Origin of the sequence: Streptomyces telluris (genome assembly GCF_024519335.1) — a bacterium.
GTDB classification, from domain to species: Bacteria; Actinomycetota; Actinomycetes; order Streptomycetales; family Streptomycetaceae; genus Streptomyces; species Streptomyces telluris.
The window spans coordinates 1-23,943 of sequence record NZ_JANIID010000045.1 but is presented as its reverse complement, the minus strand read 5'-3'; the positions used below and the strand labels follow the sequence as shown (position 1 = coordinate 23,943).

22 protein-coding genes are annotated in these 23,943 nt (G+C 71.2%); 11 read left to right on the top strand and 11 right to left on the bottom strand.

All coding sequences use genetic code 11. The features are described from left to right. Window positions 1-87: 87 nt before the first annotated feature. From NQU55_RS32680 to hemL, 3 genes are all read right to left on the bottom strand, one after another. Window positions 88-1,296, bottom strand: coding sequence for a polysaccharide deacetylase family protein (locus NQU55_RS32680; RefSeq protein ID WP_168095822.1), 1,209 nt, complete (start codon window positions 1,294-1,296; stop codon window positions 88-90). A gap of 177 nt (window positions 1,297-1,473) precedes the next feature. After that, entirely contained in the window at window positions 1,474-2,121 is a 648-nt protein-coding gene (locus NQU55_RS32675) for a histidine phosphatase family protein (protein WP_168095826.1), read from the bottom strand. 53 nt (window positions 2,122-2,174) lie between these two features. Beyond that, window positions 2,175-3,509, bottom strand: a complete 1,335-nt coding sequence (gene hemL / locus NQU55_RS32670) for a glutamate-1-semialdehyde 2,1-aminomutase (protein ID WP_206329999.1) — start codon at window positions 3,507-3,509, stop codon at window positions 2,175-2,177. Window positions 3,510-3,656: 147 nt separating this feature from the next. On the opposite strand from hemL, the gene NQU55_RS32665 reads away from it, so the two are divergent. The 4 genes from NQU55_RS32665 to NQU55_RS32650 all read left to right on the top strand — a co-directional run bounded on the left by NQU55_RS32665 (window position 3,657) and on the right by NQU55_RS32650 (window position 6,192). Continuing rightward, window positions 3,657-4,271, top strand: coding sequence for a hypothetical protein (locus NQU55_RS32665; protein ID WP_372504857.1), 615 nt, complete (start codon window positions 3,657-3,659; stop codon window positions 4,269-4,271). A gap of 122 nt (window positions 4,272-4,393) precedes the next feature. Beyond that, entirely contained in the window at window positions 4,394-5,137 is a 744-nt protein-coding gene (locus tag NQU55_RS32660) for an SDR family NAD(P)-dependent oxidoreductase (protein WP_168095825.1), read from the top strand. Window positions 5,138-5,257: 120 nt separating this feature from the next. Beyond that, window positions 5,258-5,653, top strand: a complete 396-nt coding sequence (locus NQU55_RS32655; protein WP_168095107.1) for a VOC family protein — start codon at window positions 5,258-5,260, stop codon at window positions 5,651-5,653. Window positions 5,654-5,742: 89 nt separating this feature from the next. After that, window positions 5,743-6,192 (top strand): hypothetical protein, encoded by a 450-nt coding sequence (locus tag NQU55_RS32650; RefSeq protein WP_308402299.1) that lies wholly within the window; start codon window positions 5,743-5,745, stop codon window positions 6,190-6,192. On the opposite strand, the gene NQU55_RS32645 is transcribed toward NQU55_RS32650, so the two are convergent. Further along, on the bottom strand, window positions 6,164-7,357 hold the full coding sequence (locus tag NQU55_RS32645; RefSeq protein ID WP_168095106.1) for an RtcB family protein: 1,194 nt from the start codon (window positions 7,355-7,357) through the stop codon (window positions 6,164-6,166). The two genes, NQU55_RS32650 and NQU55_RS32645, sit on opposite strands and share 29 nt — an antisense overlap. A 163-nt stretch (window positions 7,358-7,520) precedes the next feature. On the opposite strand from NQU55_RS32645, the gene NQU55_RS32640 reads away from it, so the two are divergent. Then, complete coding sequence (locus tag NQU55_RS32640) at window positions 7,521-8,375, top strand: hypothetical protein (protein WP_168095105.1); 855 nt, start codon at window positions 7,521-7,523, stop codon at window positions 8,373-8,375. A 108-nt stretch (window positions 8,376-8,483) separates the two neighbouring features. Then, complete coding sequence (locus tag NQU55_RS32635; protein ID WP_168095104.1) at window positions 8,484-9,197, top strand: hypothetical protein; 714 nt, start codon at window positions 8,484-8,486, stop codon at window positions 9,195-9,197. 81 nt (window positions 9,198-9,278) lie between these two features. Here NQU55_RS32635 and lysS read toward each other — a convergent pair whose 3' ends face one another. Beyond that, entirely contained in the window at window positions 9,279-11,015 is a 1,737-nt protein-coding gene (lysS, locus tag NQU55_RS32630; RefSeq protein WP_168095103.1) for a lysine--tRNA ligase, read from the bottom strand. A 160-nt stretch (window positions 11,016-11,175) separates the two neighbouring features. On the opposite strand from lysS, the gene argS reads away from it, so the two are divergent. Next, a complete protein-coding gene (gene argS, locus NQU55_RS32625) occupies window positions 11,176-12,930 on the top strand; it encodes an arginine--tRNA ligase (RefSeq protein ID WP_256791665.1) in 1,755 nt (584 codons plus the stop codon). Between the two features lie 25 nt (window positions 12,931-12,955). On the opposite strand, the gene NQU55_RS32620 is transcribed toward argS, so the two are convergent. From NQU55_RS32620 to NQU55_RS32595, 6 genes are all read right to left on the bottom strand, one after another. Next, entirely contained in the window at window positions 12,956-13,387 is a 432-nt protein-coding gene (locus NQU55_RS32620) for an ATP-binding protein (RefSeq protein ID WP_058047592.1), read from the bottom strand. A gap of 133 nt (window positions 13,388-13,520) precedes the next feature. Further along, window positions 13,521-14,516 carry a porphobilinogen synthase gene (hemB, locus tag NQU55_RS32615; RefSeq protein ID WP_168095711.1) on the bottom strand — a complete coding sequence of 332 codons (996 nt, stop codon included), beginning with the start codon at window positions 14,514-14,516 and terminating at the stop codon, window positions 13,521-13,523. Beyond that, on the bottom strand, window positions 14,513-16,162 hold the full coding sequence (locus NQU55_RS32610; RefSeq protein WP_168095710.1) for a bifunctional uroporphyrinogen-III C-methyltransferase/uroporphyrinogen-III synthase: 1,650 nt from the start codon (window positions 16,160-16,162) through the stop codon (window positions 14,513-14,515). Before NQU55_RS32610 ends, hemB begins: the two co-directional genes overlap by 4 nt. Then, window positions 16,159-17,133 carry a hydroxymethylbilane synthase gene (gene hemC, locus NQU55_RS32605; protein ID WP_168095709.1) on the bottom strand — a complete coding sequence of 325 codons (975 nt, stop codon included), beginning with the start codon at window positions 17,131-17,133 and terminating at the stop codon, window positions 16,159-16,161. The genes NQU55_RS32610 and hemC overlap by 4 nt, the downstream gene beginning before the upstream one ends. After that, on the bottom strand, window positions 17,130-18,572 hold the full coding sequence (locus NQU55_RS32600; RefSeq protein ID WP_256791663.1) for a glutamyl-tRNA reductase: 1,443 nt from the start codon (window positions 18,570-18,572) through the stop codon (window positions 17,130-17,132). The genes hemC and NQU55_RS32600 overlap by 4 nt, the downstream gene beginning before the upstream one ends. Next, window positions 18,569-19,360, bottom strand: a complete 792-nt coding sequence (locus NQU55_RS32595) for a redox-sensing transcriptional repressor Rex (protein WP_168095969.1) — start codon at window positions 19,358-19,360, stop codon at window positions 18,569-18,571. Before NQU55_RS32595 ends, NQU55_RS32600 begins: the two co-directional genes overlap by 4 nt. Window positions 19,361-19,802: 442 nt before the next feature. Between NQU55_RS32595 and NQU55_RS32590 the strand changes: the two genes are divergently transcribed. The 4 genes from NQU55_RS32590 (at window position 19,803) to NQU55_RS32575 (ending at window position 23,880) form a co-directional block, all read left to right on the top strand. Continuing rightward, window positions 19,803-20,090 carry a glutaredoxin family protein gene (locus NQU55_RS32590; protein ID WP_168095968.1) on the top strand — a complete coding sequence of 96 codons (288 nt, stop codon included), beginning with the start codon at window positions 19,803-19,805 and terminating at the stop codon, window positions 20,088-20,090. Window positions 20,091-20,206: 116 nt separating this feature from the next. Then, the gene (locus NQU55_RS32585) at window positions 20,207-21,145 is read left to right on the top strand and encodes an HAD family hydrolase (RefSeq protein WP_168095967.1); all 939 of its coding nucleotides are present in this window, start codon (window positions 20,207-20,209) and stop codon (window positions 21,143-21,145) included. Window positions 21,146-21,635: 490 nt separating this feature from the next. Beyond that, on the top strand, window positions 21,636-22,469 hold the full coding sequence (locus tag NQU55_RS32580; RefSeq protein WP_058047584.1) for an ECF subfamily RNA polymerase sigma factor, BldN family: 834 nt from the start codon (window positions 21,636-21,638) through the stop codon (window positions 22,467-22,469). A gap of 205 nt (window positions 22,470-22,674) precedes the next feature. After that, entirely contained in the window at window positions 22,675-23,880 is a 1,206-nt protein-coding gene (locus NQU55_RS32575; protein ID WP_256791662.1) for a DUF5667 domain-containing protein, read from the top strand. The last annotated feature ends 63 nt before the right edge of the window (window positions 23,881-23,943 follow it).

Here is a 23,943-nt window from a genome sequence, read left to right as displayed (position 1 = left end):
TCCGTTTAGGGATCTTCCGCGCCCCCCTACAGGCCCTTCGTACGGGTTCGGGCGGCCGTCCGGGAGCGGCTCCGGCCGCCCGCGGGTTCAGGCCGCCGCCCGGGCGTGCCACTTCTCGCCGACCTCGAGCCGGCGCAGGCCGCTCAGCACGGCCGGGTCCTGGGCGTCCAGCCAGTCGACGAACTGCCGGAAGGAGACCAGGCGCACGTCCTTGTGACGATCGTCGGCGATGCGTTTGAGAGCTTCCTCCACCGCATCCATATAAATGCCGCCGTTCCACTCCTCGAAGTGGTTGCCGATGAAGAACGGCGCGCGATTCGTCTCGTACGCCCGCTCGAATCCGGCGAGATAGGCGTCGGTGGCCTGCTGCCGCCAGTGGGGATAATGCACCGAGGGGCCGCGAGTGGTGTTCTTCGATTGATTGGCGAGGATGTTGTAGTCCATCGACAGGACTTCGAACGAATGCCCGGGAAAGGGAATCTGCTGCAGCGGGAGATCCCACAGACCGTGTTTCTTCGACGGCCACACCTGCGTCCCGCCCGGGGAACTCGCGTCATAACGCCAGCCCAGTTTCGCAGCGGTCGGCAGCAGGTTCTCCTGCCCCAGCAGACACGGCGTCCGGGCCCCCACGAGCTCCTTGCGGTAATCGAACGGCAGCGGGTCCAGATCGGTGAACCCCGTGTTCGTCCGCCACTCCGTGACGAAGGAGACCGCCTGCTCGATCTCCGACTCCCAGTCGCTCCCGTCCCACTTCCCGACCGACCCCTCGCCGGAGCAGAAGTGGCCGTTGAAGTGCGTGCCGATCTCGTGCCCCTCCAGCCACGCCTCCCGCAGGTTCACCAGCGTCGCCCGGACGTGCTCGTCCGTGAGGTAGCCGATGTCGGAGGCGCCGACCGGGTTGTTGGGCGGCTTGTACAGCCGCTTCTTCGACTCCGGCAGCAGGTACACCCCGGAGAGGAAGAACGTCATCCGCGCCCCGTGGTCCTGCGCCAGCTTCCGGAACCGCGGGAAGAGACCGTTGCCGACCTCCCCCGCCCCGTCCCACGAGAAGATCACGAACTGTGGCGGCTTCTGCCCCGGCTCCAGCCGCTCCGGCTCCGGCGGCTGATGCGGCTGCGGCCCGGCGTCGGCCGTCGAGCCGTCACCGATCGGCTTCGCCTTCGCCCGCTCGACCGCCTTCGCCGCCTGACCGTGCCGCTCGGGAACCGATTCCTCCGAGCAGCCGGCGACGCCGCCCAGCGCCGCGGCCGCTCCCATTCCCCATCCGAGGAGACCTCGTCGGCTGATGTCGCGCATGTCGACTCCGTCCGTACTCGCCGTGCCCCACGCCGTATGTCGTCCATATAAAACGACATTGCGTGAGAGGGCGCGTCGAGTACGACGGTTGCGCAGTTTCCCCCCTCTTCAGGGAGTTGCCCAGCATTTACGCAGTCGCCACGGCCCAATGGAGCAACCGCGGCCCCCGAACGGCCCTCAGGCGCCGAACGCCTTGGCCCCGCCCTTCACCGGCTTGGCACCCGCGAGAAGATGCGCCGGCACCAGATCCCGGGCCGGTTCGCTGTAGCCGACCGAAACGATTTTGTCCCCCCTATAGGTGAACGTCGTCAGACTCGCCAGCGTGCACTCGCGCTTCCGCGGGTCGTGCCACAGCCGCCGCCGCTCCACGAAACTGCGCACGATCCAGATCGGCAGCTGATGGCTCACGCACACCGCCTCGTGGCCCCGCGCCGCATCGCGCGCCGCATCCAGCGCACGCATCATCCGCACGACCTGCTCCACGTAGGGCTCGCCCCACGACGGACGGAAAGGATTCGTCAGGTACTTCCAGTTGGCCGGCTTCTTCAGCGCGCCGTCGCCCACGCCGAACGTCTTGCCCTCGAAGACGTTCGCCGCCTCGATCAGCCGCTCGTCCGTCGCCAGGTCCAGACCGTGCGTCTTGGCGATCGGCGACGCCGTCTCCTGCGCACGCTCCAGCGGCGAAGCCACCACATGGGTGACGTCCCGCTCCGCCAGGTGCTCGGCCACCCGGTCCGCCATCCGGCGGCCCAGGTCCGACAGGTGGTAGCCCGCCCGGCGCCCGTAGAGCACGCCCTCCGGGTTGTGGACCTCGCCGTGGCGCATCAGGTGCACCACGGTGATCTCGTCCTGCTTCTTCCCCGCGTCCTTCGCCGAGCTCACTTGGCCCCCTCCTCGGTCGCCGCGGCCGCCGCACGCGCCGCGGCCGGCAGCGCCGCCGCGATCCGCTCCACCGCCGCCGCGTCGTGCGCCGTCGAGACGAACCACGACTCGAACGCCGACGGCGGCAGGTACACGCCCTGCGACAGCATCGAATGGAAGAAAGCGTTGAAACGGAACGACTCCTGCGCCTTCGCGTCGTCGTAGTTCCGCACCTCACGCCCCGTGAAGAACACCGAGAACATGTTGCTCGCCGTCTGCAGGCGGTGCACCACGCCCTCCTTGGTCAGCGCCTCGCTCACCAGACCGCTGATCTCCGCGGACACCGCGTCGACCTTCTCGTACGCCGCGTCGTCCAGCAGCCGCAGCTGCGCCAGGCCCGCCGCCGTCGCCACCGGGTTACCCGAGAGCGTGCCCGCCTGGTACACCGGACCCGCCGGAGCCAGGTGCGCCATCACATCGGCCCGGCCGCCGAACGCAGCCGCCGGGAAACCACCGCCCATGACCTTGCCGAACGTCATCAGGTCCGGCTTCACGCCGTCGACGCCGAACCAGCCCGCCCTGCTCGTGCGGAAGCCCGTCATCACCTCGTCGGAGATGAACAGCGCACCGTTCTTGGCGCACGCGTCCTTCAGCCCCTGGTTGAAGCCCGGCAGCGGCGGCACCACGCCCATGTTGCCCGGCGACGCCTCCGTGATCACACAGGCGATCTCCCCGGGGAACGCGTGGAACGCCTCGTGCACCGCCTCCAGATCGTTGTACGGCAGCACGATGGTGTCCCCGGCCTGCGCGCCCGTGACCCCCGGCGTGTCCGGCAGCCCGAACGTCGCCACGCCCGAGCCCGCCGCCGCCAGCAGCGCGTCCACGTGGCCGTGGTAGCAGCCCGCGAACTTGATCACCTTGGCCCGGCCGGTGAAACCGCGCGCCAGCCGGATCGCCGACATCGTCGCCTCGGTCCCCGACGACACCAGGCGCACCTGCTCCACGGGCTCGATGCGCGCGACGATCTCCTCGGCGAGCGCGACCTCCCCCTCGCCCGGCGTACCGAACGACGTACCGCGGGCCACCGCCTCCTGGACGGCCGCGATCACCTCGGGATGCGCGTGCCCGAGGATCATCGGACCCCACGAACACACGAGGTCGACGTACTCCCGGCCGTCGGCGTCCGTGAGGTACGGACCGGTACCGGACACCATGAACCGGGGCGTACCACCCACGGCACGAAACGCCCGGACCGGGGAGTTCACGCCGCCGGGCGTCACGACAGCGGCGCGGTCGAAGAGTGTCTGCGAGACTGGCGCATGCATGGGGTATGGGTAGCTCACGCTAGCCATGGTCTCAGAGCCTCGCGACGAGTCCGATCCGGGCGTTTCACATGCCCTTCACGGGGGAGGTCTCTGAGACGATGATCGGGTTGCGCGGCGGGGGCAGTGCTGCGTAGGAAAAAGCGGTCAGGTGGAGATATGCAGCGCGGTGGCGGAGTGGGTGAGGGCACCGGAGACCTGGGCCCCGAGCGCGCCCGGCAGTCCCGCAGGGGGCGCCACAGGGGCCGGCGCGACCGGCGCGAAGAAGACCTCGCGGGCAACAAGGACAACCTCGCGAACGGTACGGACGGCCTCGCGAGCAGCAAGGCAGGCACAGGAAACAGGAGTGGCCGCGTGGGGGTGACCTACAAGTACTTCGGGGCACCCAGCAGCGCGGCCGCGGCCAACGTCCCCATCTCCATGCGCCCCGAGGAGCTCGGCGGCGACGAGCTCGGCATGGGCGGCATGTTCACCCGCATCAAGCCGGAGACCGTGGCCGCCATGGTGCTCACCGGCATCGAAGGCATACCCCTGCACAAGGTCCCCCCGCTCGAGCTCGTCGTCCTCCACCCCGACTACGCCGTCGTGAAGCTCCCCATGACCGTCGTCGACCCGCTGCGCGGCGTCGGCGAGGAATCCGTCGGCGCCGCCGCCTTCATCTGGTCCACCGTCCCCGACCGCGGCGGCCCCCGCGACGCCTTCGGCGTCTACCAGCTCCTGCGCGAGTGGCAGGACTTCTCCCACCGCCTCCACGAGAACGGCCACCAGCCCTACTGCCTGGTCTGGCCGTAACCCCTCGACCGGCCTCCCGTCGGGCGTGGTGATCATCATGTACGTGCCCCGCAAGCGCTGAATATCCTGCCCGGGGACCACCCACGCCACATCGGCCGCGCCGCGCCCCAGGAGGCATCACCATGAGCACCCGCACCGCCGTCATCACCGGCGCCAGCAGCGGCATCGGCGCCGCCACCGCCCGCCGCCTCGCCGCCGAGGGCTACCGCGTCGTCCTCACCGCCCGCCGCGCCGACCGCATCACCGCCCTCGCCGAGGAGCTCCCCGGCGCCCGCGCCCACGCCCTCGACGTCACCGACCGCGCCGCCGTCGACGCCTTCGCCGCCACCCTCGACCGCGTCGACGTCCTCATCAACAACGCCGGCGGCGCCCACGGAGCCGACCCCGTCGCCACCGCAGACCCCGCCGACTGGCGCACCATGTACGAGGTCAACGTCCTCGGCGTGCTCCACATGACCCAGGCCCTGCTCCCCGCCCTCACCGCGAGCGGCGACGGAACGGTCCTGATCCTCTCCTCCACCGCCGCCCTCGGCACCTACGAGGGCGGCAGCGGCTACGCCGCCGCCAAGCACGGCGCCCACGCCGTCGCCGAGACCCTCCGCCTGGAGCTGTGCGGGCAGCCCGTCCGCGTCATCGAGATCGCCCCCGGCATGGTGCGCACCGACGAATTCGCCCTCACCCGCTTCCGCGGCGACCGCGCCAAGGCCGACGCCGTCTACGCGGGCGTCGCCGAGCCGCTCACCGCCGAGGACGTCGCCGACACCATCGGCTGGGCCGTCACCCGCCCGCCGCACGTGAACGTCGACCTGCTCGTCGTCCGCCCCCGCGCCCAGGCCTCGAACTACAAGGTCCACCGCGAGGCATGACCGGCCGGGGCCCCGGCCCCGCCCCGCCCCGCGACCGAAGCGGAAACGATCATTCCCGGGCTACCGTCATACCGACGGCCGCCCCCGGACGGGACGGCCCGCATCGAACAGGGGAACTTCATGCGTGTCATCGCCTTCGACCACCTCGTCCTGAACGTCTCCGACGCGGAGCGGTCCCTCGCCTTCTACACCGGCCCGCTCGGCCTCGACCCCGTCCGCGTGGACGAGTGGCGCGCGGGCCGGGTGCCCTTCCCGTCGGTGCGCGTCGCCCCCACCACGATCATCGACCTGGTGGAGCGCGAGCGCGGTGACACGGCAGCCTCCAACGTCGACCACATCTGCCTCGTCGTCGAGCCCCTGGACTGGCAGTCCGTCATCGACGCCGGCACCTTCACCGTCGTCGACGGCCCCGGCAAGCGCTACGGCGCCCGCGGCGACGCGGAGTCGGTCTACGTCCTGGACCCGGACGGCAACACGGTCGAGCTGCGCTGGTACCCGCAGGACGTGCAGCAGTAGGGCGCACACACGCACCGAGCGCTCGCCAGTTCGAGTGGCGCCCTGCCGTTCCGCCCGGCGGAACGGCAGCGGCGTCGCACGATCGGCCCGTGACCTTCATGGACCTCGAAGGTCCTCGCTACGCGTACATGTTCGGCTTCTTGCAGGCTGACGGGCACTTACAGGCAGGCACAGGCCAAAAGGGACGGCTGACCGTCGAAATCAGCCACCGCGACATCGGCATACTCCGGGCCTTCCAGCAGCTGTGCCCGTACAACAGCACCATCACCGAGCGCACACGAGCGACCAACTTCTCAGCAAGCCATCACTCCGCGATCTGGACCCTCTGCGCCCTGGAAGCCAGAGACCGACTCGTGGAGCTCGGCATCCCCTACGGCAAGAAGTCCACCAGGATCACGCCGCCGCCCGTCCCGTTCTCCCGCCGGGACTACCTGCGCGGAATCATCGACGCCGACGGCGCAGTGGGCTTCACCAGCCAGGGCCTGCCGTTCGTCAGCCTGGCCACGACGATCAGCCCTTCACGCAGACGACCTGCTTGAGCTTCGCCACGACCTCGACGAGATCCCGCTGCTGGTCCATGACCTGCTCGATCGGCTTGTATGCCGCCGGGATCTCGTCGACCACACCGCGGTCCTTGCGGCACTCCACGCCCCGCGTCTGCTCCGCCAGGTCCCGCTCGGAGAATCGCTTCTTCGCCTGGTTGCGGCTCATCCGGCGGCCGGCGCCGTGCGAGGCGGAGTTGAACGACGCCTCGTTGCCCAGGCCGCGCACGATGTACGAGCCGGTGCCCATCGAGCCCGGGATGATGCCGTACTCGCCGCCGCCCGCGCGGATCGCGCCCTTGCGGGTGACCAGCAGGTCCATGCCCTCGTACCGCTCCTCCGACACGTAGTTGTGGTGGCAGGAGATCGTCTGCTCGAACAGGGGCTTGGCCTTCTTGAACTCCTTGCGGACGACGTCCATGAGAAGCGCCATCATGATCTCGCGGTTGTGCCGCGCGTACTCCTGGGCCCAGAACAGGTCGTGCCGGTAGGCGGCCATCTGCGGGGTGTCCGCGACGAAGACTGCGAGGTCCCGGTCGACCAGCCCCTGGTTGTGCGACAGCTTCCGGGCCACGCCGATGTGATACTCGGCGAGCTCCTTGCCGATGTTGCGGGACCCGGAGTGCAGCATGAGCCACACCGATCCGGACATATCAAGGCAAATCTCCACAAAATGGTTTCCTCCGCCTAGCGACCCCATCTGCTTCAGCGCCCGCCCCTGCCGGAACTTCACCGCCTCCGCGACCCCGTCGAACCGCCCCCAGAAGTCGTCCCACCCGGCCGTCGGCAGCCCGTGCAGCCGTCGCGGGTCGACCGGGTCGTCGTGCATCGAGAAGCCCACCGGGATGGCCTCCTCGATCTTCGAGCGGAGCCGGGAGAGATCGCCGGGCAGGTCGTTCGCGGTCAGGGACGTCTTCACGGCCGACATTCCGCAGCCGATGTCGACACCGACCGCCGCCGGGCAGACCGCGCCCTGCATGGCGATCACGGAGCCGACCGTGGCCCCCTTGCCGAAGTGGACGTCCGGCATGACCGCGAGTCCCTTGATCCATGGGAGGGTGGAGACGTTGCGCAGCTGCTGCATGGCAACGTCCTCGACCGTGGCCGGGTCGGCCCACATGCGGATCGGAACACGGGCGCCGGGCACCTCGGTGTAGGACATGGTTTTCCTCATAACCCCGTAAAAGCAAGATAACGCAAAAGCCGGACATATCTCACGATTCGCGACAGCGAACCGGCAGACGCGGCGGCACGTGCGGTAGACATACTGTCCAGCCGCCGCCTCCGCGGCAGCAACACGTTTTCGGTGGAAGGAGCCACGGACCGTGCAGCGAAGGGCTCACGCACCGGCCGCCGCACTGGCCGCCGCCGTGCTGGCCGCAGCGCTCACCGCCTGCAGCGGCGGAGCGGGCGCCGACGGCGGCGACGACTCCAAGCCCGGCCAGGCGGGCTCCACCGCGCCCGCCGCCCAGCCCGGCAAGTACCGCAGTCTCCCCGAGCCCTGCGGCTACGTGAACCGCGAGACGCTGCGCAGGCTCCTGCCCACCCCGGGTGACGACGAGACCGACCGCGACACCCTCGCGAAGCTCTACAAGGGCCAGGCCGCCATCACCTACGACACCGACCGCCGCGTCGGCTGCCGCTGGAAGCTGGAGGCCCCGCAGGGCTCCCGGCACCTGACCGTCGACTTCGAGCGCGTCGTCTCCTACCAGCCCGGCGTCAGCGACGAGCAGCGGGCGGAGGAGCTCTACGGCCGCCGGGCCCGCGCCGCGCACATCCCGGTCTCCTCCGGCTCGCCGTCCGCGCCCGCGGCGTCGGCCTCGAAGGGCGCGAGCTCGGGCCCGCACCCGCAGGGCGGTGCGCAGAGCGGCTCCCCGGCGCCGTCCGCGTCCCGGCCGGGCGCGCCGTCGGCCTCCGGTTCGCCGGCGGGCGGGGCCTCGCTGGCCCCGCGCGCCCTGGACGACCTGGGCGACGACGCCTTCATCGACGACAAGCTGATCACTGCCGGCTCGGGCGTGCACCGCGACATCAACATCGTCTTCCGGTCCGCGAACGTCATCGTGACCATCGCCTACGACCAGTGGTCGGCCGACAAGCAGCACGTCCCCGGGAGCGAGGACCTCCAGGGCAAGGCCCAGACCCTGGCCCGGGAGCTCGACGCGGGGAACTTCAACAACTAGCCGGTGGCCAATCCGCCACCGGCCCGCGTCGGCCGCGTACCGTGCCGATCAAGCGGGGTGAGGGCGCCCAGGCGCTCCGCCCCCCGACACCGAACGAGCGAAGGACCCATGCACCGAACAGCCCCGCGACTCGCCCGACTCCTCGCCTGCGCCGCAGTACCGGTGATGCTCGTCGCCACCGGCTGCTCGGACGACGGCGGCGACAAGAAGAAGTCCTCGCCCTCCGCGTCGGCGCCGGCCCCCGCCGCCTCGCCGTCGATGAAGGCGGCGACGTTCGCCAAGCTGCCGCCGGAGGTCTGCAAGACCATCGACGAGAAGACGATCGACAAGCTGGTGCCGAAGGCGAAGAAGAAGGAGGGCGAGGCCCTCCCGACCAGCGACGCGAACGACTCGGCGAGCTGCTTCTGGAACGGCCTGAACGACGAGGACGTCAAGGACCTGCAGTTCCGCTCGCTGACCGTCTCCTACAAGCGGCTGGCCTCCGACCCGACGCTGGGCTCGGGCGAGAAGCGCGCCGAGAAGTTCGCCGAGCAGCAGGTGACCAAGGCGACGACCGCCGACGGCGCCAAGGACGCGAAGGCCGAGAAGGTCGAGGGCATCGGCGACGGCGCGACCCTGGTGGCCACGGACACCAAGAAGGACGACGACGACTACCGCAACGCGACCGTCGTGGCCCGCACGGGCAACGTCGTGGTCACGGTGAAGTACAGCGGCGCCGGTTTCCAGGGCGCGAAGAACCCGGCGGCGGACGAGATCGCCAAGGGCGCGCAGGACGCGGCCAAGGAGGCGGTGGCCGCGGTCGCCGCGGCGAACAAGAGCTGACGCCGGCGGCAGGACGTAGCAAAGGCGCCGGGCCCGCTCGATCGTGATCGAGCGGGCCCGGCGCCTTCGTGCGACCGGGAACTACACGGCGAGCAGCTTCCGCACCCGGTCCGCCCCCACCGCGAGCAGCAGGGTGGGCAGGCGCGGGCCGGTGTCGCGGCTCACCAGCAGGTGGTAGAGCAGGGCGAAGAAGGACCGCTGGGCGACCTTGAGCTCGGGGGTCGGCTTGGCGTCGGGCTCCAGACCGGCCTGGACCTTGGGCACGCCGTAGACGAGCGTGGTGAGGCCGTCGAGCGACCAGTGGTCGTCCAGGCCCTCCAGGAGCAGGCGCAGCGACTCGCGGCCCTGCTCGTCGAGCGAGCCGAGGAGCTCGGTGTCGGGCTCGGAGCGCACGATGGTGCGGGACTCGGCCGGGACCTGGGTGTTGATCCAGTGCTCGGCCTTGTCCAGGCGCGGGCGGACCTCGTCGAGCGCGGTGACCGGCTGTGCCGGGTCGAGGTCGCTGAGGATGCGCAGGGTCTGCTCGTCGTGGCCGGCGGTGATGTCGACGACGGAGGCGAGCGTGCGGTACGGCAGCGGGCGCGGCGTGCGCGGCAGCTCGCCGGCGGCCGTGCGGGCGGCGCGGCTGTGGGCGAAGGCGTCGGCGGGCAGGACGGTGCCGTCGGCGACCTTGGCCTCCAGCTTGTCCCACTCGTCGTAGAGCCGCTGGATCTCCTGGTCGAAGGCGATCTTGAAGGACTGGTTGGGCTTGCGGCGGGCGTAGAGCCAGCGCAGCAGCGGCGCTTCCATGATCTTCAGGGCGTCGCCGGGGGTGGGGACCCCGCCCTTCGAGGAGGACATCTTGGCCATGCCGCTGATGCCGACGAAGGCGTACATCGGGCCGATGGGCTGCTCGCCGGCGAAGACCTTGCGGACGATCTGGCCGCCGACGACGAAGGAGGAGCCCGGGGAGGAGTGGTCCACGCCCGAGGGCTCGAAGATCACGCCTTCGTAGGCCCAGCGCATGGGCCAGTCGACCTTCCAGACCAGCTTGCCGCGGTTGAACTCGCTGAGCAGGACGGTCTCGGAGTGCCCGCACACGCAGGTGTAGGCGAGCTCGGTGCTCTCATCGTCGTAGGCGGTGACGGTGGTGAGGTCCTTCTCGCACGCGCCGCAGTAGGGCTTGTACGGGAAGTAGCCCGCGCCGCCGGCGCTGCCGTCGTCCTCGGCGGCGGCGCCGGAGCCCTCGGCGGCCTCCAGCTCGGCCTCGTCGACGGGCTTCTGCTGCTGCTTCTTGGGCTTGCCGGTCGCCTTGTCCTTCGTCCGGTACTGGTCGAGGATCGCGTCGATGTCGGCGCGGTGCTTCATCGCGTGCAGGATCTGCTCGCGGTAGACACCGGAGGTGTACTGCTCGGTCTGGCTGATCGGGTCGTACTCGATGCCGAGCTCGGCGAGCGCCTCGACCATCGCGGCCTTGAAGTGCTCGGCCCAGTTCGGGAACGCCGAGCCGGCCGGGGCCGGGACGGAGGTCAGGGGCTTGCCGATGTGGGCGGCCCAGGACTCGTCGATGCCGGGGACGCCGTTGGGCACCTTGCGGTAGCGGTCGTAGTCGTCCCAGGAGATCAGGTGCCGGACCTCGTGGCCGCGGCGGCGGATCTCGTCGGCGACGAGGTGCGGGGTCATGACCTCGCGCAGATTGCCGAGGTGGATCGGGCCGGAGGGCGACAGGCCCGAGGCGACGACGATCGGTTTGCCGGGGGCCCGGCGCTCCGCTTCGGCAATGACCTCGTCGGCGAAACGGGAGACCCAATCGGCCTCGGTGCTCTGAGCCTGAGCCACGGCACTTCCTTCCTTACGGTCCTGGCATGACCATTGTCCCAGACGGGAGGGGTGGCTCCGGGGTTGCCCGGCTGCGGCGAAATTACCGCGGGGGCCGTGGTAGGCGCATGGGATAATCGGGGGGACCCTCACATGCCGCCTACTGGAATGGCACCTTCCCATGGCTTCGGTTCCCTCCCTCGCTTCCTCGCTCCACCAGCGCATCGCGGACGCGCTCTCGGCAGCCCTGCCGGAGGCCGGTGCCGCCGATCCGCTGCTGCGCCGGAGCGACCGGGCCGATTTCCAGGCCAATGGGATGCTGGCGCTGGCCAAGAAGCTGAAGGGCAATCCGCGCGAGCTGGCGGCGAAGGTCGTCGAGGGCCTGCCGGCCGGTGATCTGATCAAGGAGGTCGAGGTCTCGGGCCCCGGCTTCCTGAACATCACGATCACGGACGAGGCGATCGTGAAGACGCTGGCTGCGCGCGCCGCCGACGACCGCCTGGGCGTGCCGTTCGCCGAGCACCCGGGCACCACGGTCATCGACTACGCCCAGCCGAACGTGGCCAAGGAGATGCACGTCGGTCACCTGCGTAATTCGGTGATCGGTGACGCGGTGGTGCGGATCCTGGAGTTCTCCGGCGAGCAGGTCGTGCGCCGTCACCACATCGGCGACTGGGGCACCCAGTTCGGCATGCTCATCCAGTATCTGATCGAGCACCCGCATGAGCTGGACCACGAGGGCGAGGTCTCCGGCGAGGAGGCCATGTCCTCCCTCAACCGCCTGTACAAGGCGTCGCGGACGCTCTTCGACTCCGACGAGGAGTTCAAGGCCCGCGCCCGCCGCCGGGTGGTCGACCTCCAGGCCGGTGACGAGGAGACCCTCGCGCTGTGGCAGCGGTTCGTCGACGAGTCGAAGATCTACTTCTACTCGGTCTTCGACAAGCTGGACGTGGAGATCCGCGACGAGGACATCGTCGGCGAGTCCGGTTACAACGACATGCTGGCCGAGACGTGCCGTCTGCTGGAGGAGTCCGGCGTGGCGGTCCGTTCCAACGGCGCGCTGTGCGTCTTCTTCGACGACGTCAAGGGCCCGGACGGCAAGCCCTCGCCGCTGATCGTGCAGAAGTCCGACGGCGGCTTCGGCTACGCGGCCACGGACCTGTCGGCGATCCGCGACCGTGTGGGCAACCTGAAGGCCGACACCCTGTTGTACGTGGTGGACGCCCGGCAGTCCCTGCACTTCAAGATGGTCTTCGAGACGGCGCGCCGGGCGGGCTGGCTGACCGATGACGTCAAGGCCGTCCAGCTCGGCTTCGGCACGGTCCTCGGCAAGGACGGCAAGCCGTTCAAGACCCGTGAGGGCGAGACGGTCCGCCTGGTCGACCTGCTCGACGAGGCGATCGACCGCGCGACGGCCGTCGTGCGGGAGAAGGCCCAGGACCTGACGGAGGAGCAGATCGCCGAGCGCGGCGCCCAGGTGGGCATCGGCGCGGTGAAGTACGCGGACCTCTCGACGTCGGTCTCGCGCGACTACAAGTTCGACCTGGACCAGATGGTGTCCCTCAACGGCGACACCAGCGTCTACCTGCAGTACGCCTTCGCCCGGATCCAGTCGATCCTGCGCAAGGCGGGCGAGGCCCGGCCGGTGGCGCACCCGGAGCTCGTGCTGGCCCCGGCCGAGCGGGCGCTGGGCATGCACCTGGACCAGTTCGGGGAGAACCTCGCCGAGGTCACGGCCTCCTACGAGCCGCACAAGCTCGCCGGGTACCTCTACCAGCTGGCCTCGCTCTACACGACGTTCTACGCCGAGTGCCCGGTCCTGAAGGCCGAGACGCCGCAGCAGGTGGAGAACCGCCTCTTCCTGTGCGATCTGACGGCCCGCACGCTGCGTCAGGGCATGTCGCTGCTGGGCATCCGCACGCCCGAGCAGCTCTGACCGACCGGACCGGGGGCGGGGTGCCTCACCCCGCCCCCAGTTCGAACCACACCAGTTTGCCGGTGAGCCCCTGGGGCTGCCGGCGCAGGGCGAATCCTCCCCAGCTGTCGGCGCAGCGCATCACGAGCGCGAGCCCGCGGCCCTCCTCGGCGTCCTCCCGGGGCAGTGCGGTGGCCTGCAGGCCGGGCAGCGCGGGGTTGGTGTCCCAGACGGTCACCCGCACGCCCTTTCCCTTGCCCTCGCGCCTGACGCGTACGGAGGCGGGTCCTTCGGAGTGCCGGTAGGAGTTGGTGACCAGCTCCGAGGTGAGCAGTTCGGCGGTCTCGGCCACGCGGGCGAAGCCGTGTTCTTCGAAGATCGTGCGGAGGGTGCGGCGGGCGATGCAGGGGGCGAGCGGGTCGCAGGGGACCTGGAGGGTGTACTCCCAGCTCTCGGGGAGCTCGGGGTCGGTGCTCATGGGCGCGTCTCCGCAGAGGGAACGGTGTGCGCCACAAGCTAGGGCCGGTGCCCGGGGGCTTTCCACTGTTTCGGCGGAATTCCCCCGGGCACCGGCCCTTGCCGTCTACTGCCTTTACCGGAGCCGGCGGTCCTTACCGGAGGCTGCGCGCGGCCTCGGTCGCCCAGTAGGTGAGGATCATGTCGGCCCCGGCGCGCTTGATGCCGGTCAGGGTTTCCATGATCGCGCGGTCGCGGTCGATCCAGCCGTTGGCGGCGGCGGCCTCGACCATCGCGTACTCGCCGCTGATCTGGTAGGCGGCGACGGGCACGTCGACGGCCTCGGCGACCTTGGCGAGGATGTCCAGGTAGGGCAGGGCGGGCTTGACCATGACCATGTCCGCGCCCTCGGCGAGGTCGAGCGCGAGCTCGCGCATCGACTCGCGGGTGTTGGCGGGGTCCTGCTGGTAGGTCTTGCGGTCGCCCTGCAGCGAGGAGCCGACGGCCTCGCGGAAGGGGCCGTAGAACGCGGAGGCGTACTTGGCGGTGTAGGCCAGGACGGAGACGTCCTCGTGGCCGGTCTGGTCGAGGGCGTCGCGGATGACGCCGACCTGGCCGTCCATCATGCCGCTGGGGCCCACGGCGTGGACGCCCGCGTCGGCCTGGACCTGTGCCATCTCGGCGTAGCGCTCGAGCGTGGCGTCGTTGTCGACGCGGCCGGAGGCGTCCAGGACGCCGCAGTGGCCGTGGTCGGTGAACTCGTCCAGGCACAGGTCGGACATGATGACGAGGTCGTCGCCGACCTCGGCCTTCACATCGCGGATGGCGACCTGCAGGATGCCGTCGGGGTCCGTGCCGGCGGTGCCGGCGGCGTCCTTCTTGGACTCCTCGGGGACGCCGAAGAGCATGATCCCGGAGACGCCGGCCTCCAGCGCCTCGACGGCGGCCTTGCGCAGGGTGTCACGGGTGTGCTGGACGACGCCCGGCATGGAGGTGATCGGCACCGGCGTGCTGATGCCCTCCCGCACGAAGGCGGGAAGGATCAGGTCGGCCGGGTGCAGCCGGGTCTCCGCGACCATGCGGCGCATGGCGGGGCTGGTGCGCAGGCGCCGGGGGCGGGACCCCGGGAACGTGCCGTAGGTGGTGCTCAACTCCGTGCCCTTCTACGCGATCCGGGCCGTCGCTCGCTCGGGCGGGTGACCGGGTCGCCGGCCTCCAGGGCGGCGTCCCGGCGGGCCGCGCCGAACTCCGCGAGCGCTTCGGCGAGCTTGAGCACCGAGGGCTCGGGCGACAGCACGTCCACCCGCAGGCCGTGTTCCTCCGCGGTCTTCGCGGTGGCCGGGCCGATACAGGCGATGACGGTGACATTGTGGGGCTTGCCGGCGATGCCGACGAGGTTGCGCACCGTGCTCGACGAGGTGAAGAGCACGGCGTCGAAGCCGCCGCCCTTGATGGCCTCGCGGGTCTCGGCCGGCGGCGGCGAGGCCCGGACGGTGCGGTAGGCCGTGACGTCGTCGACCTCCCAGCCCAGCTCGATCAGGCCGGCCACCAGGGTCTCGGTGGCGATGTCGGCGCGCGGCAGGAAGACGCGGTCGATCGGGTCGAAGACCGGGTCGTAGGGCGGCCAGTCCTCCAGCAGGCCGGCGGCGGACTGCTCGCCGGAGGGCACGAGGTCGGGCTTGACGCCGAACTCGATCAGCGACTTGGCGGTCTGCTCTCCGACGGCCGCGACCTTGATGCCGGCGAAGGCGCGCGCGTCGAGCCCGTACTCCTCGAACTTCTCGCGCACCGCCTTGACGGCGTTCACGGAGGTGAAGGCGATCCACTCGTAGCGGCCGGTGACCAGGCCCTTGACCGCGCGCTCCATCTGCTGGGGGGTGCGCGGCGGCTCGACGGCGATGGTCGGGACCTCGCTGGGCACGGCGCCGTAGGAACGGAGCTGGTCGGAGAGCGAGGCGGACTGCTCCTTGGTGCGCGGCACGAGGACGTTCCAGCCGAAGAGCGGCTTGGACTCGAACCAGGAGAGCCGGTCGCGCTGCTCGGCAGCGCTGCGCTCGCCGACCACGGCTATGACCGGCTGGGCGCCGTCGGCCGACGGCAGCACCTTGGCGGCCTTGAGGACCTGGGCGAGGGTGCCGAGGGTGGCGGTCCAGGTGCGCTGGCGGGTGGTGGTGCCGGCGACCGTGACGGTCATCGGCGTGTCGGGGCCGCGGCCGGCGGAGACCAGTTCACCGGCTGCGGAGACGACGGAGTCGAGCGTGGTGGAGACGACGGCGGTGACCTCGCTGGCGCCGACCTCGGACCAGCAGGTGGCCGAGGCCGTGCGGGCGTCGACGAAGCGCACGTCGCCGCCCTTGCCGTCGCGCAGCGGCACACCGGCGTAGGCGGGCACGCCTACGGCCGTGGCGACGCCGGGGACCACCTCGAAGGTGATGCCCTCGGCGGCGCAGGCGAGCATCTCGTCGGCGGCGTCGCCGTCGAGGCCGGGGTCGCCGAGCACGGCACGGACGACCCGCTTGCCGCTGCGCGCGGCCGCCATGACAAGATTGGCGGTGTCCCTAAGGACGGGGACGCCCGCGGTTTTTGATGCCTCATCAGTAACCGTCTGGGCAGGCATGTCCACATGGGCGCGCGCATGCGTGCGCACCACGTCGAGCACCTGCGGATCGGCGATCAGGACGTCCGCGGCCGCGAGCGCCTCCACGGCGCGGAGCGTCAGCAGTCCCGGGTCTCCGGGGCCGGCACCGAGAAAGGTGACGTGCCCGTGCACGGGGTGGATCGGGGCGGTGGGGTTCAAAGTGCTCGCTCCCCCATAAGACCGGCCGCTCCCTTGTCGAGCATCGCTGCGGCGAGTTCGTGGCCCATGGCCACGGCTTCTTCGCTGGACGACGGCACGGGGCCGGTGATGGACAGCTGCACCAGCGTCTTGCCGTCGGTCGTACCGACGACACCCCGCAGGCGCATTTCAGTGACAATCTGCTCGTCGGGGCTTGGGGAAAGGTCGGCCAGCGCACCCACGGGTGCGGAGCAGCCGGCCTCCAGGGCGGCGAGCAGGGAACGCTCGGCCGTCACGGCGACCCGGGTGTACGGGTCGTCGAGCTCGGCGAGCGTCGCGGCGAGGGGTGCGTTGGTCATGGCGCACTCGATCGCCAGGGCCCCCTGGCCGGGGGCGGGCAAAACTGCGTCGGGCTCCAGGAACTGCGAGACCTCGGCGCTGCGGCCGATCCGCGACAGGCCGGCGGCGGCGAGCACCACGGCATCGAGCTCGCCCTTGGTGACGAAGCCGATGCGGGTGTCGATGTTGCCGCGGATGGGGACGGTCTCGATCTCCTTGCCCAGCTCGCGGGCCCAGGCGTTGAGCTGGGCCATGCGACGGGGGGAGCCGGTGCCGATGCGGGAACCCTCGGGGAGGGTCTCGAAGGTCAGGCCGTCGCGGGCGACCAGCACGTCGCGCGGGTCCTCGCGCGGCGGGATCGCCGCGAGGGCCAGGTCCTCGGGCTGCTTGGTGGGCAGGTCCTTGAGGGAGTGCACGGCGAAGTCGATCTCGCCCGCGAGCAGCGCGTCGCGCAGCGCGGAGACGAAGACGCCGGTGCCGCCGATCTGCGCGAGGGACTCGCGCGAGACGTCGCCGTAGGTGGTGATCTCCACCAGCTCCACCGGGCGGCCGGTCAGCTGCTGCACGGCCTGCGCCACCTGGCCGGACTGGGCCATGGCGAGCTTGCTGCGGCGCGTGCCGAGGCGCAGCGGCCGCGAAGAGTTGTCGTTCATGCCGGCTCCCGTGCCGTGTTGTGCGTACCGGCCTGCGAGTCGGCCCGGCTGACGGCGGCGACCGCCTGCGGGTCGAGGTCGAAGAGCTCTCGCAGCGCGTCGGCATAGCCGGCGCCGCCGGGGGTGGAGGCCAGCTCCTTGACGCGCACGGTGGGCGCGTGGAGGAGCTTGTCGACGACGCGGCGCACGGTCTGGGTGATCTCCGCGCGCTGCTTGTCGTCCAGGTCGGGCAGGCGGCCGTCGAGGCGGGCGATCTCGCTCGCGACGACGTCCGCGGCCATGGTGCGCAGGGCGACCACGGTGGGGGTGATGTGGGCGGCGCGCTGGGCGGCGCCGAAGGCGGCGACCTCGTCGGAGACGATGGCGCGCACCCGGTCGACGTCGGCGGCCATGGGCGCGTCGGCGGAGGCCTCGGCGAGCGACTCGATGTCGACGAGCCGTGCGTCCTCCAGGCGGTGGACGGCGGCGTCGATGTCGCGCGGCATGGCGAGGTCGAGGAGGGCGAGGCGGACGCCGGTGCGGGCCGCGTCGCCGCACGCGGCGTCGAGGGCGCAAGCCGCGTCCGTACGGCCGGCGCCGGCCGCGTCCGGACGGGAGGCGAGCGCGGCGCGTATGGCCTCGGCGGTCAGCACGACGCCCATGGCGCCGGTGCAGCTGACCACGACGTCGGTGAGCGCGAGCTCCTGCGGCACCGCGGCCATCTCCACGGCCGAGGCCGTGAAGCCGGCGGCGGACCGGGCGCCCGGCTCGGTGAGGATCTCCGCCAGGCGCTGCGCGCGCGCGAGCGTGCGGTTGGCGACGGCCACGTGGGCGACGCCCGCCCGCGCCAGCGTCGCCGCGGCGAGGGAGGACATCGAGCCGGCGCCGATGACCAGGGCCCGCTTGCCGCCGGCCCAGTCGCCCAGCGGCACGCCGTCGGCCAGGCGCTCCAGGCCGAAGGTGACCAGGGACTGGCCCGCCCGGTCGATGCCGGTCTCGCTGTGGGCGCGCTTGCCGACCCGCAGGGCCTGCTGGAACAGGTCGTTCAGCAGCCGGCCGGCGGTGTGCAGCTCCTGGCCGAGGGCGAGGGCGTCCTTGATCTGGCCGAGGATCTGGCCTTCGCCGACGACCATCGAGTCCAGCCCGCAGGCCACCGAGAACAGGTGGTGGACGGCGCGGTCCTCGTAGTGCACATAGAGATACGGAGTGAGCTCCTCCAGCCCGACGCCCGAGTGCTGGGCGAGGAGCGTGGACAGCTCGGCCACACCGGCGTGGAACTTGTCCACGTCGGCGTAGAGCTCGATGCGGTTGCAGGTGGCGAGGACGGCCGCCTCGGTGGCGGGCTCGGCCGCGAGGGTGTCCTGCAGCAGCTTGGCCTGCGCCTCGCGCGCGAGGGCGGCGCGCTCCAGCACGCTCACCGGCGCGCTGCGGTGGCTCAGTCCGACGACGAGGAGGCTCATGCCGGCATCACGGCGGGTACGTCCCCGTCCGGTCCCTTCCTGCCGCCCGGGGCCGGGCGCACGCCCGCGCCGGAGCGGGGCTGCGCCGCGGCGGCCACGGCGGTCTCCTGTGCGGGGGAGGTCTCCTCGCCGGCCTTGCGCTGCTCGTGGAAGGCGAGGATCTGCAGCTCGATCGACAGGTCGACCTTGCGCACGTCCACGCCCTCGGGCACGGAGAGCACGGTGGGCGCGAAGTTGAGGATCGACGTGACCCCGGCGGCCACGAGCCGGTCGCAGACCTGCTGGGCGGCGCCGGCCGGGGTGGCGATGACGCCGATGGAGACGCCGTTGTCCGTGATGATCGATTCGAGCTCGTCGGTGTGGCGCACGGGCAGCCCGGCGACCGGCTTGCCGGCCATGGCCGGGTCGGCGTCGATCAGGGCCGCGACGCGGAAGCCGCGGGAGGCGAAGCCGCCGTAGTTGGCGAGGGCCGCGCCCAGGTTTCCGATGCCGACGATGACGACCGGCCAGTCCTGGGTCAGGCCGAGCTCGCGGGAGATCTGGTAGACGAGGTACTCGACGTCGTAGCCCACACCGCGGGTGCCGTAGGAGCCGAGGTAGCTGAAGTCCTTGCGCAGCTTGGCGGAGTTGACCCCCGCCGCGGTCGCGAGCTCCTCGGAGGAGACCGTGGGCACCGAGCGCTCGGAGAGCGCGGTCAGCGCGCGCAGGTACAGCGGAAGCCGGGCGACGGTGGCCTCGGGAATCCCTCGGCTTCGGGTCGCCGGTCGGTGAGTTCGGCCAGTTGCCACGGTGCTCCTGCGGGTAGAGCGGGGCTGCGGGCGGCGCCTCGTCCCAGGACCGCCCCGTCGAACGCAGGCTATGCCTTTGTGAACGCGTGCACAAAGATGGTGTCCGTTTTGCCCGGTCAAAGTGACCGGGGTCACGCGGTCTTTCGGCCCTCTCCGGGAACCATTCGGCCCCTTCCGGGGACGGCCGGCCGGACTGTCACAGCAGCCACACCCGCCCCACACGACCCAGGGGAGCGTCGACGGGGACACGGGCGCTCACTCCTGACACACTGCTCGCTCACCGGGGGGCCGACCCCCGGATCCCCGGCCGGAAAAGACCCCGGACACCAATAAATCGCCACATGATGGTAGTCGACTCAGGCACCCATCCAGCACGTTTGAACGAGCCGGGAGCACGCCATTGCATACGGGCGCGCACGGAGGCGCACCAGGGGCGGGCACAATGGCGGACATGTCCCCCTTGCTGCGCCGCCGCCCCCGCAAGAACCCCGCCGACAGCACGGTCACCCTGGTCGGCAAGCCCGGCTGCCACCTGTGCGACGCCGCCGAGGCCGTGATCGCCGAGGTCTGCGGCGAACTCGGCGCCCGCTGGGAGAAGAAGGACATCACCCAGGACGAGGAGCTCCACCGCAAGTACTGGGAGCAGATCCCGGTGATCCTCGTCGACGGCGCCCAGCACGACTTCTGGCGCGTGGACCCCGACCGGCTGCGCAAGGCCCTTACGGGCTGACCCCGCACCGCCCGCGCACGCGGACCCGCCGGGGGTAACCGGAGCGTCAAAGGAAGTTCACGCCCCGGAATCATCCCGACTCCGGTTACCCCGAACAAACTGGCTATGCTCGGGCCATGGCCGCACTGGGATGGATCACTCCGCGCAGGCGCTCTGCCACGGCACGCAGCGTGCTGGCAGGCGAGGCCGCGGCGGAGGCAGCCCGCAAAACCGCTCAGGAGAGCGCCGCCGAGAGCGCCGAAGGCGCCGCGCGGCAGCCGTCCGAGCCGGACTTCCCCGTCGTCGGCGACGTGCACGCCGCCGCCTTCTTCGACCTCGACAACACGGTCATGCAGGGCGCCTCCCTCTTCCACTTCGGCCGCGGGCTGTACAAGCGGCGGTTCTTCCAGAAGCGCGAGCTCGCCCGCTTCGCCTGGCAGCAGGTGTGGTTCCGGCTGGCCGGCGAGGACGCCGAGCACATGCAGGACGCCCGCGACAGCGCCCTGTCCATCGTCAAGGGCCACCGCGTCTCCGAGCTGATGACCATCGGCGAGGAGATCTACGACGAGTACATGGCCGAGCGGATCTGGCCCGGCACCCGCGCGCTCGCCCAGGCCCACCTCGACGCGGGGCAGAAGGTGTGGCTCGTGACCGCCGCGCCCGTCGAGGCCGCGACGATCATCGCCCGCCGCCTGGGGCTGACCGGCGCGCTCGGCACCGTCGCCGAGTCGATCGGCGGCGTCTACACCGGCAAGCTCGTCGGCGAGCCGCTGCACGGCCCGGCGAAGGCCGAGGCCGTCCGCGCCCTGGCCGCGGCCGAGGGGCTCGACCTCTCGCGCTGCGCCGCCTACAGCGACTCGGCCAACGACATCCCGATGCTCTCGCTCGTGGGCCACCCCTACGCCGTCAACCCCGACAGCCGGCTGCGCAAGCACGCCCGCGAGCGCGGATGGCGGCTGCGCGACTACCGTACGGGCCGCAAGGCGGCCAAGGTCGGCATCCCGGCGGCGGCCGGCGTGGGCGCCCTGGCGGGCGGCGCGGCCGCGGCCGTGGCCCTGCACCGCCGCCGGCACTGACACCGGCACCGGCACCGGCACTGACGCGGGCCCACGCCCGGAATTCCCACCCCGGCCCCGGCCCGCTGTAGCGGCTCCGGGGCGGATTCATGCGGCGGCGCGCCGTACCGCGCCGTCCACTTCACGCCACTACGCCGCGCTGTCGCCACAAAGGTTCGGCAACAGCGCGTAGCCGGGCGTCACTCTCAGGCAATCCTGTCTTCATACCCTCACATCCTCCTCCTCAGTCCTTCCGCGTCCGGATTGCCACAACACGCCGCCCATTCGGCCACACCATGACCAAATCTGTTCAACCTCCTTTCATAGTTCGATATTTGATCGATCCCCAACCGGTAAGAGATCGAACGGAAACGATGATTTGAGCAACTCGGTGTAGTGCTGCCTGTACGAAGCGTTATTCTCCTCAGACGCAAACCGGTACCCCCTTGTCCCTACGACGAGTGAACGGTTCCGTACTGCACGTGATGGAAGCTCTGCCTCTGGGAGTCCCGTGTACCCACACGTCGGGGTTGACGCCTCGGGCCTGGCTACGCTTCGCGCAACGGTCCTCGACCGCCTGCGCGGCTTCGTCCCCACCGCGTACGCCGTCCCCGCCCTCGCCACGCTCGCCCCTGCAGGAGGCGGCCGTGCCGGCCACGCCGGCCCCTGCTACGCCCTCGCCGAGAGCAGCGCGGCGGTGGGCAGACGAGCCGCCCGCCGGGGCGGTGCGGCCACCGCGTCGTCCGCCGCGCCCTCCGGCTCCGCCACGTCAACGCGCCGCCCCAGCGCGGACAGCGACAGCGCCCGCATGCTCGACCTGGTCGAGCGCGCCCAGGCCGGGGAGGCCGAGGCCTTCGGCCGCCTCTACGACCAGTACGCCGATACGGTCTACCGCTATATCTACTACCGGGTAGGCGGCCGGGCCACCGCGGAGGACCTCACCAGTGAGACGTTCCTGCGCGCCCTGCGCCGCATCGGCACCTTCACCTGGCAGGGCCGCGACTTCGGCGCCTGGCTCGTGACGATCGCCCGCAATCTGGTCGCCGACCACTTCAAGTCGTCGAGGTTCCGGCTCGAAGTGACCACCGGCGAGATGCTCGACGCCAATGAGGTCGAGCGCAGCCCGGAGGACTCCGTCCTCGAGTCCCTGTCCAACGCCGCGCTGCTGGAGGCGGTGCGCAAGCTCAACCCCCAGCAGCAGGAGTGCGTCACCCTGCGCTTCCTGCAGGGGCTCTCGGTCGCCGAAACCGCCCGCGTCATGGGCAAGAACGAGGGCGCCATCAAGACCCTCCAGTACCGGGCGGTCCGCACCCTGGCCCGCCTCCTTCCCGACGACGCGCGTTAACCGTGCGCGCCCGTTCACTCACCAGCGGTCACATCGCCCAAGGCGCGTAACCCGGCTGGCGCGCCAGTCGTTGTGCGGGATGCAGACTCCCTGCGGTCACGCCATGCCCGCAGCCACTCACTCGATCGAGTGGATGCTCATCACGGCGTGCAACCCTCCAGGCGTTCAGAGGAGTCGACCGTCATGACGAGAGGAGGTGCCGCCTGTGATCGCGAACGTATCGGCGCACCGGCGGGCGAACGCCTTCGCCCGGTCCCTGGAGCAGCAGGAAGTCCAGGACGCGGCGGCCACACAGCCCGATCCGCCGGCCGAAGGCGCGGAGGCGGGCAGGCTGCTGGCCCTGACGGGCCGGCTCGGTGAGCTGCCCCGCCCCGGGCTCGATCCGGAGACCAAGGCCGTGCAGCGGGCGCAGCTCATCGCTGCCATGGAGACCCAGTTCGCCGGGGGTGACTCCGCCGCCCTCCCCGAGCCGAAGGCCCGCCGGTCGGGCCGCGGCGCCCACCGCGCGCTGGGCCGGCTCCGGCCGCGCTCCCGCTGGTCGAAGGGGCTCGCCGCGGGCGGCCTGACCGTGGGTGTGGCAGCGGGTGCGTTCGGCGGCGTGGCGGCCGCCAGTTCCAATGCCCTGCCCGGCGATTCGCTCTATCCGCTCAAGCGCGGCATGGAGGATCTCCGCCTCGGCATGGCCGACGACGATTCCGACCGCGGCGGCCTGCTGCTCGACCGGGCCTCCACCCGCCTGCAGGAGGCGCGCCGCCTGATGGAGCGCGGCAAGCTGGGCGGCACCCTGGACCACGAGGTCCTGGGCGAGATCCGCAAGACGCTCTCGGGCATGCGCCAGGACGCCTCCGAAGGCCACCGCCTGCTGCACACCGCCTACAAGCGCGACCGCTCGCTCGGCCCCATCCAGCGCCTCTCCAGCTTCGCGTCCACGCACCGCGAGAGCTGGAGCCAGCTGCGCGAGAAGCTCCCGGTCCAACTGGCCGACGTGGGCGCCGAAGTGAGCTCGGTCCTCTCCGCCATAGACGACGAGGTCGAGCCGCTGCGGTCCCTGCTCCCCGCCCACCACGGCAAGCACGGCTCGTCCGTCCGGCCGGGCGTCCCCTCCCCGGGCGCGTCCGCCCGCTCGGGCCACTCCGCGCCCAAGCCGTCGGCCTCGTCCAGCGGCGAGGGCAAGCACGCCGGCGGCGGCGGTCGGCAGCACCCGGCGACCCCCGGCGCCCACGAGGAGCACGAGGGCCTCCTCGGCGGCACGGGGCTGCTGAAGCCCCCCTCGGCGCCCGGCAGCGCCAGCCCCGAGGGCACGTCGCACAGCAGGGAGACCAAGCCGGCCAAGCAGCCGAGCATCACGATCCCGCCGGTCCTCCCGGACATCCTCCCGGGCCTGGGCATCCACGGCGACGATCCGAAGTAGAGCAGCAGAACGGCAGCGGCGGTCGGCGTTCCCGGGAACGCCGACCGCCGCTGCCCGCCCGCG

Bases quoted from the DNA above. Each gene is read 5' to 3' on its own strand.
- NQU55_RS32680 (WP_168095822.1), bottom strand. From the start codon at position 1,296: ATGCGCGACATCAGCCGACGAGGTCTCCTCGGATGGGGAATGGGAGCG.
- NQU55_RS32675 (WP_168095826.1), bottom strand. From the start codon at position 2,121: ATGCGCCACGGCGAGGTCCACAACCCGGAGGGCGTGCTCTACGGGCGC.
- hemL (WP_206329999.1), bottom strand. From the start codon at position 3,509: ATGGCTAGCGTGAGCTACCCATACCCCATGCATGCGCCAGTCTCGCAG.
- NQU55_RS32660 (WP_168095825.1), top strand. From the start codon at position 4,394: ATGAGCACCCGCACCGCCGTCATCACCGGCGCCAGCAGCGGCATCGGC.
- NQU55_RS32655 (WP_168095107.1), top strand. From the start codon at position 5,258: ATGCGTGTCATCGCCTTCGACCACCTCGTCCTGAACGTCTCCGACGCG.
- NQU55_RS32645 (WP_168095106.1), bottom strand. From the start codon at position 7,357: ATGTCCTACACCGAGGTGCCCGGCGCCCGTGTTCCGATCCGCATGTGG.
- NQU55_RS32635 (WP_168095104.1), top strand. From the start codon at position 8,484: ATGCACCGAACAGCCCCGCGACTCGCCCGACTCCTCGCCTGCGCCGCA.
- argS (WP_256791665.1), top strand. From the start codon at position 11,176: ATGGCTTCGGTTCCCTCCCTCGCTTCCTCGCTCCACCAGCGCATCGCG.
- NQU55_RS32620 (WP_058047592.1), bottom strand. From the start codon at position 13,387: ATGAGCACCGACCCCGAGCTCCCCGAGAGCTGGGAGTACACCCTCCAG.
- hemC (WP_168095709.1), bottom strand. From the start codon at position 17,133: ATGAACGACAACTCTTCGCGGCCGCTGCGCCTCGGCACGCGCCGCAGC.
- NQU55_RS32600 (WP_256791663.1), bottom strand. From the start codon at position 18,572: ATGAGCCTCCTCGTCGTCGGACTGAGCCACCGCAGCGCGCCGGTGAGC.
- NQU55_RS32590 (WP_168095968.1), top strand. From the start codon at position 19,803: ATGGCGGACATGTCCCCCTTGCTGCGCCGCCGCCCCCGCAAGAACCCC.
- NQU55_RS32585 (WP_168095967.1), top strand. From the start codon at position 20,207: ATGGCCGCACTGGGATGGATCACTCCGCGCAGGCGCTCTGCCACGGCA.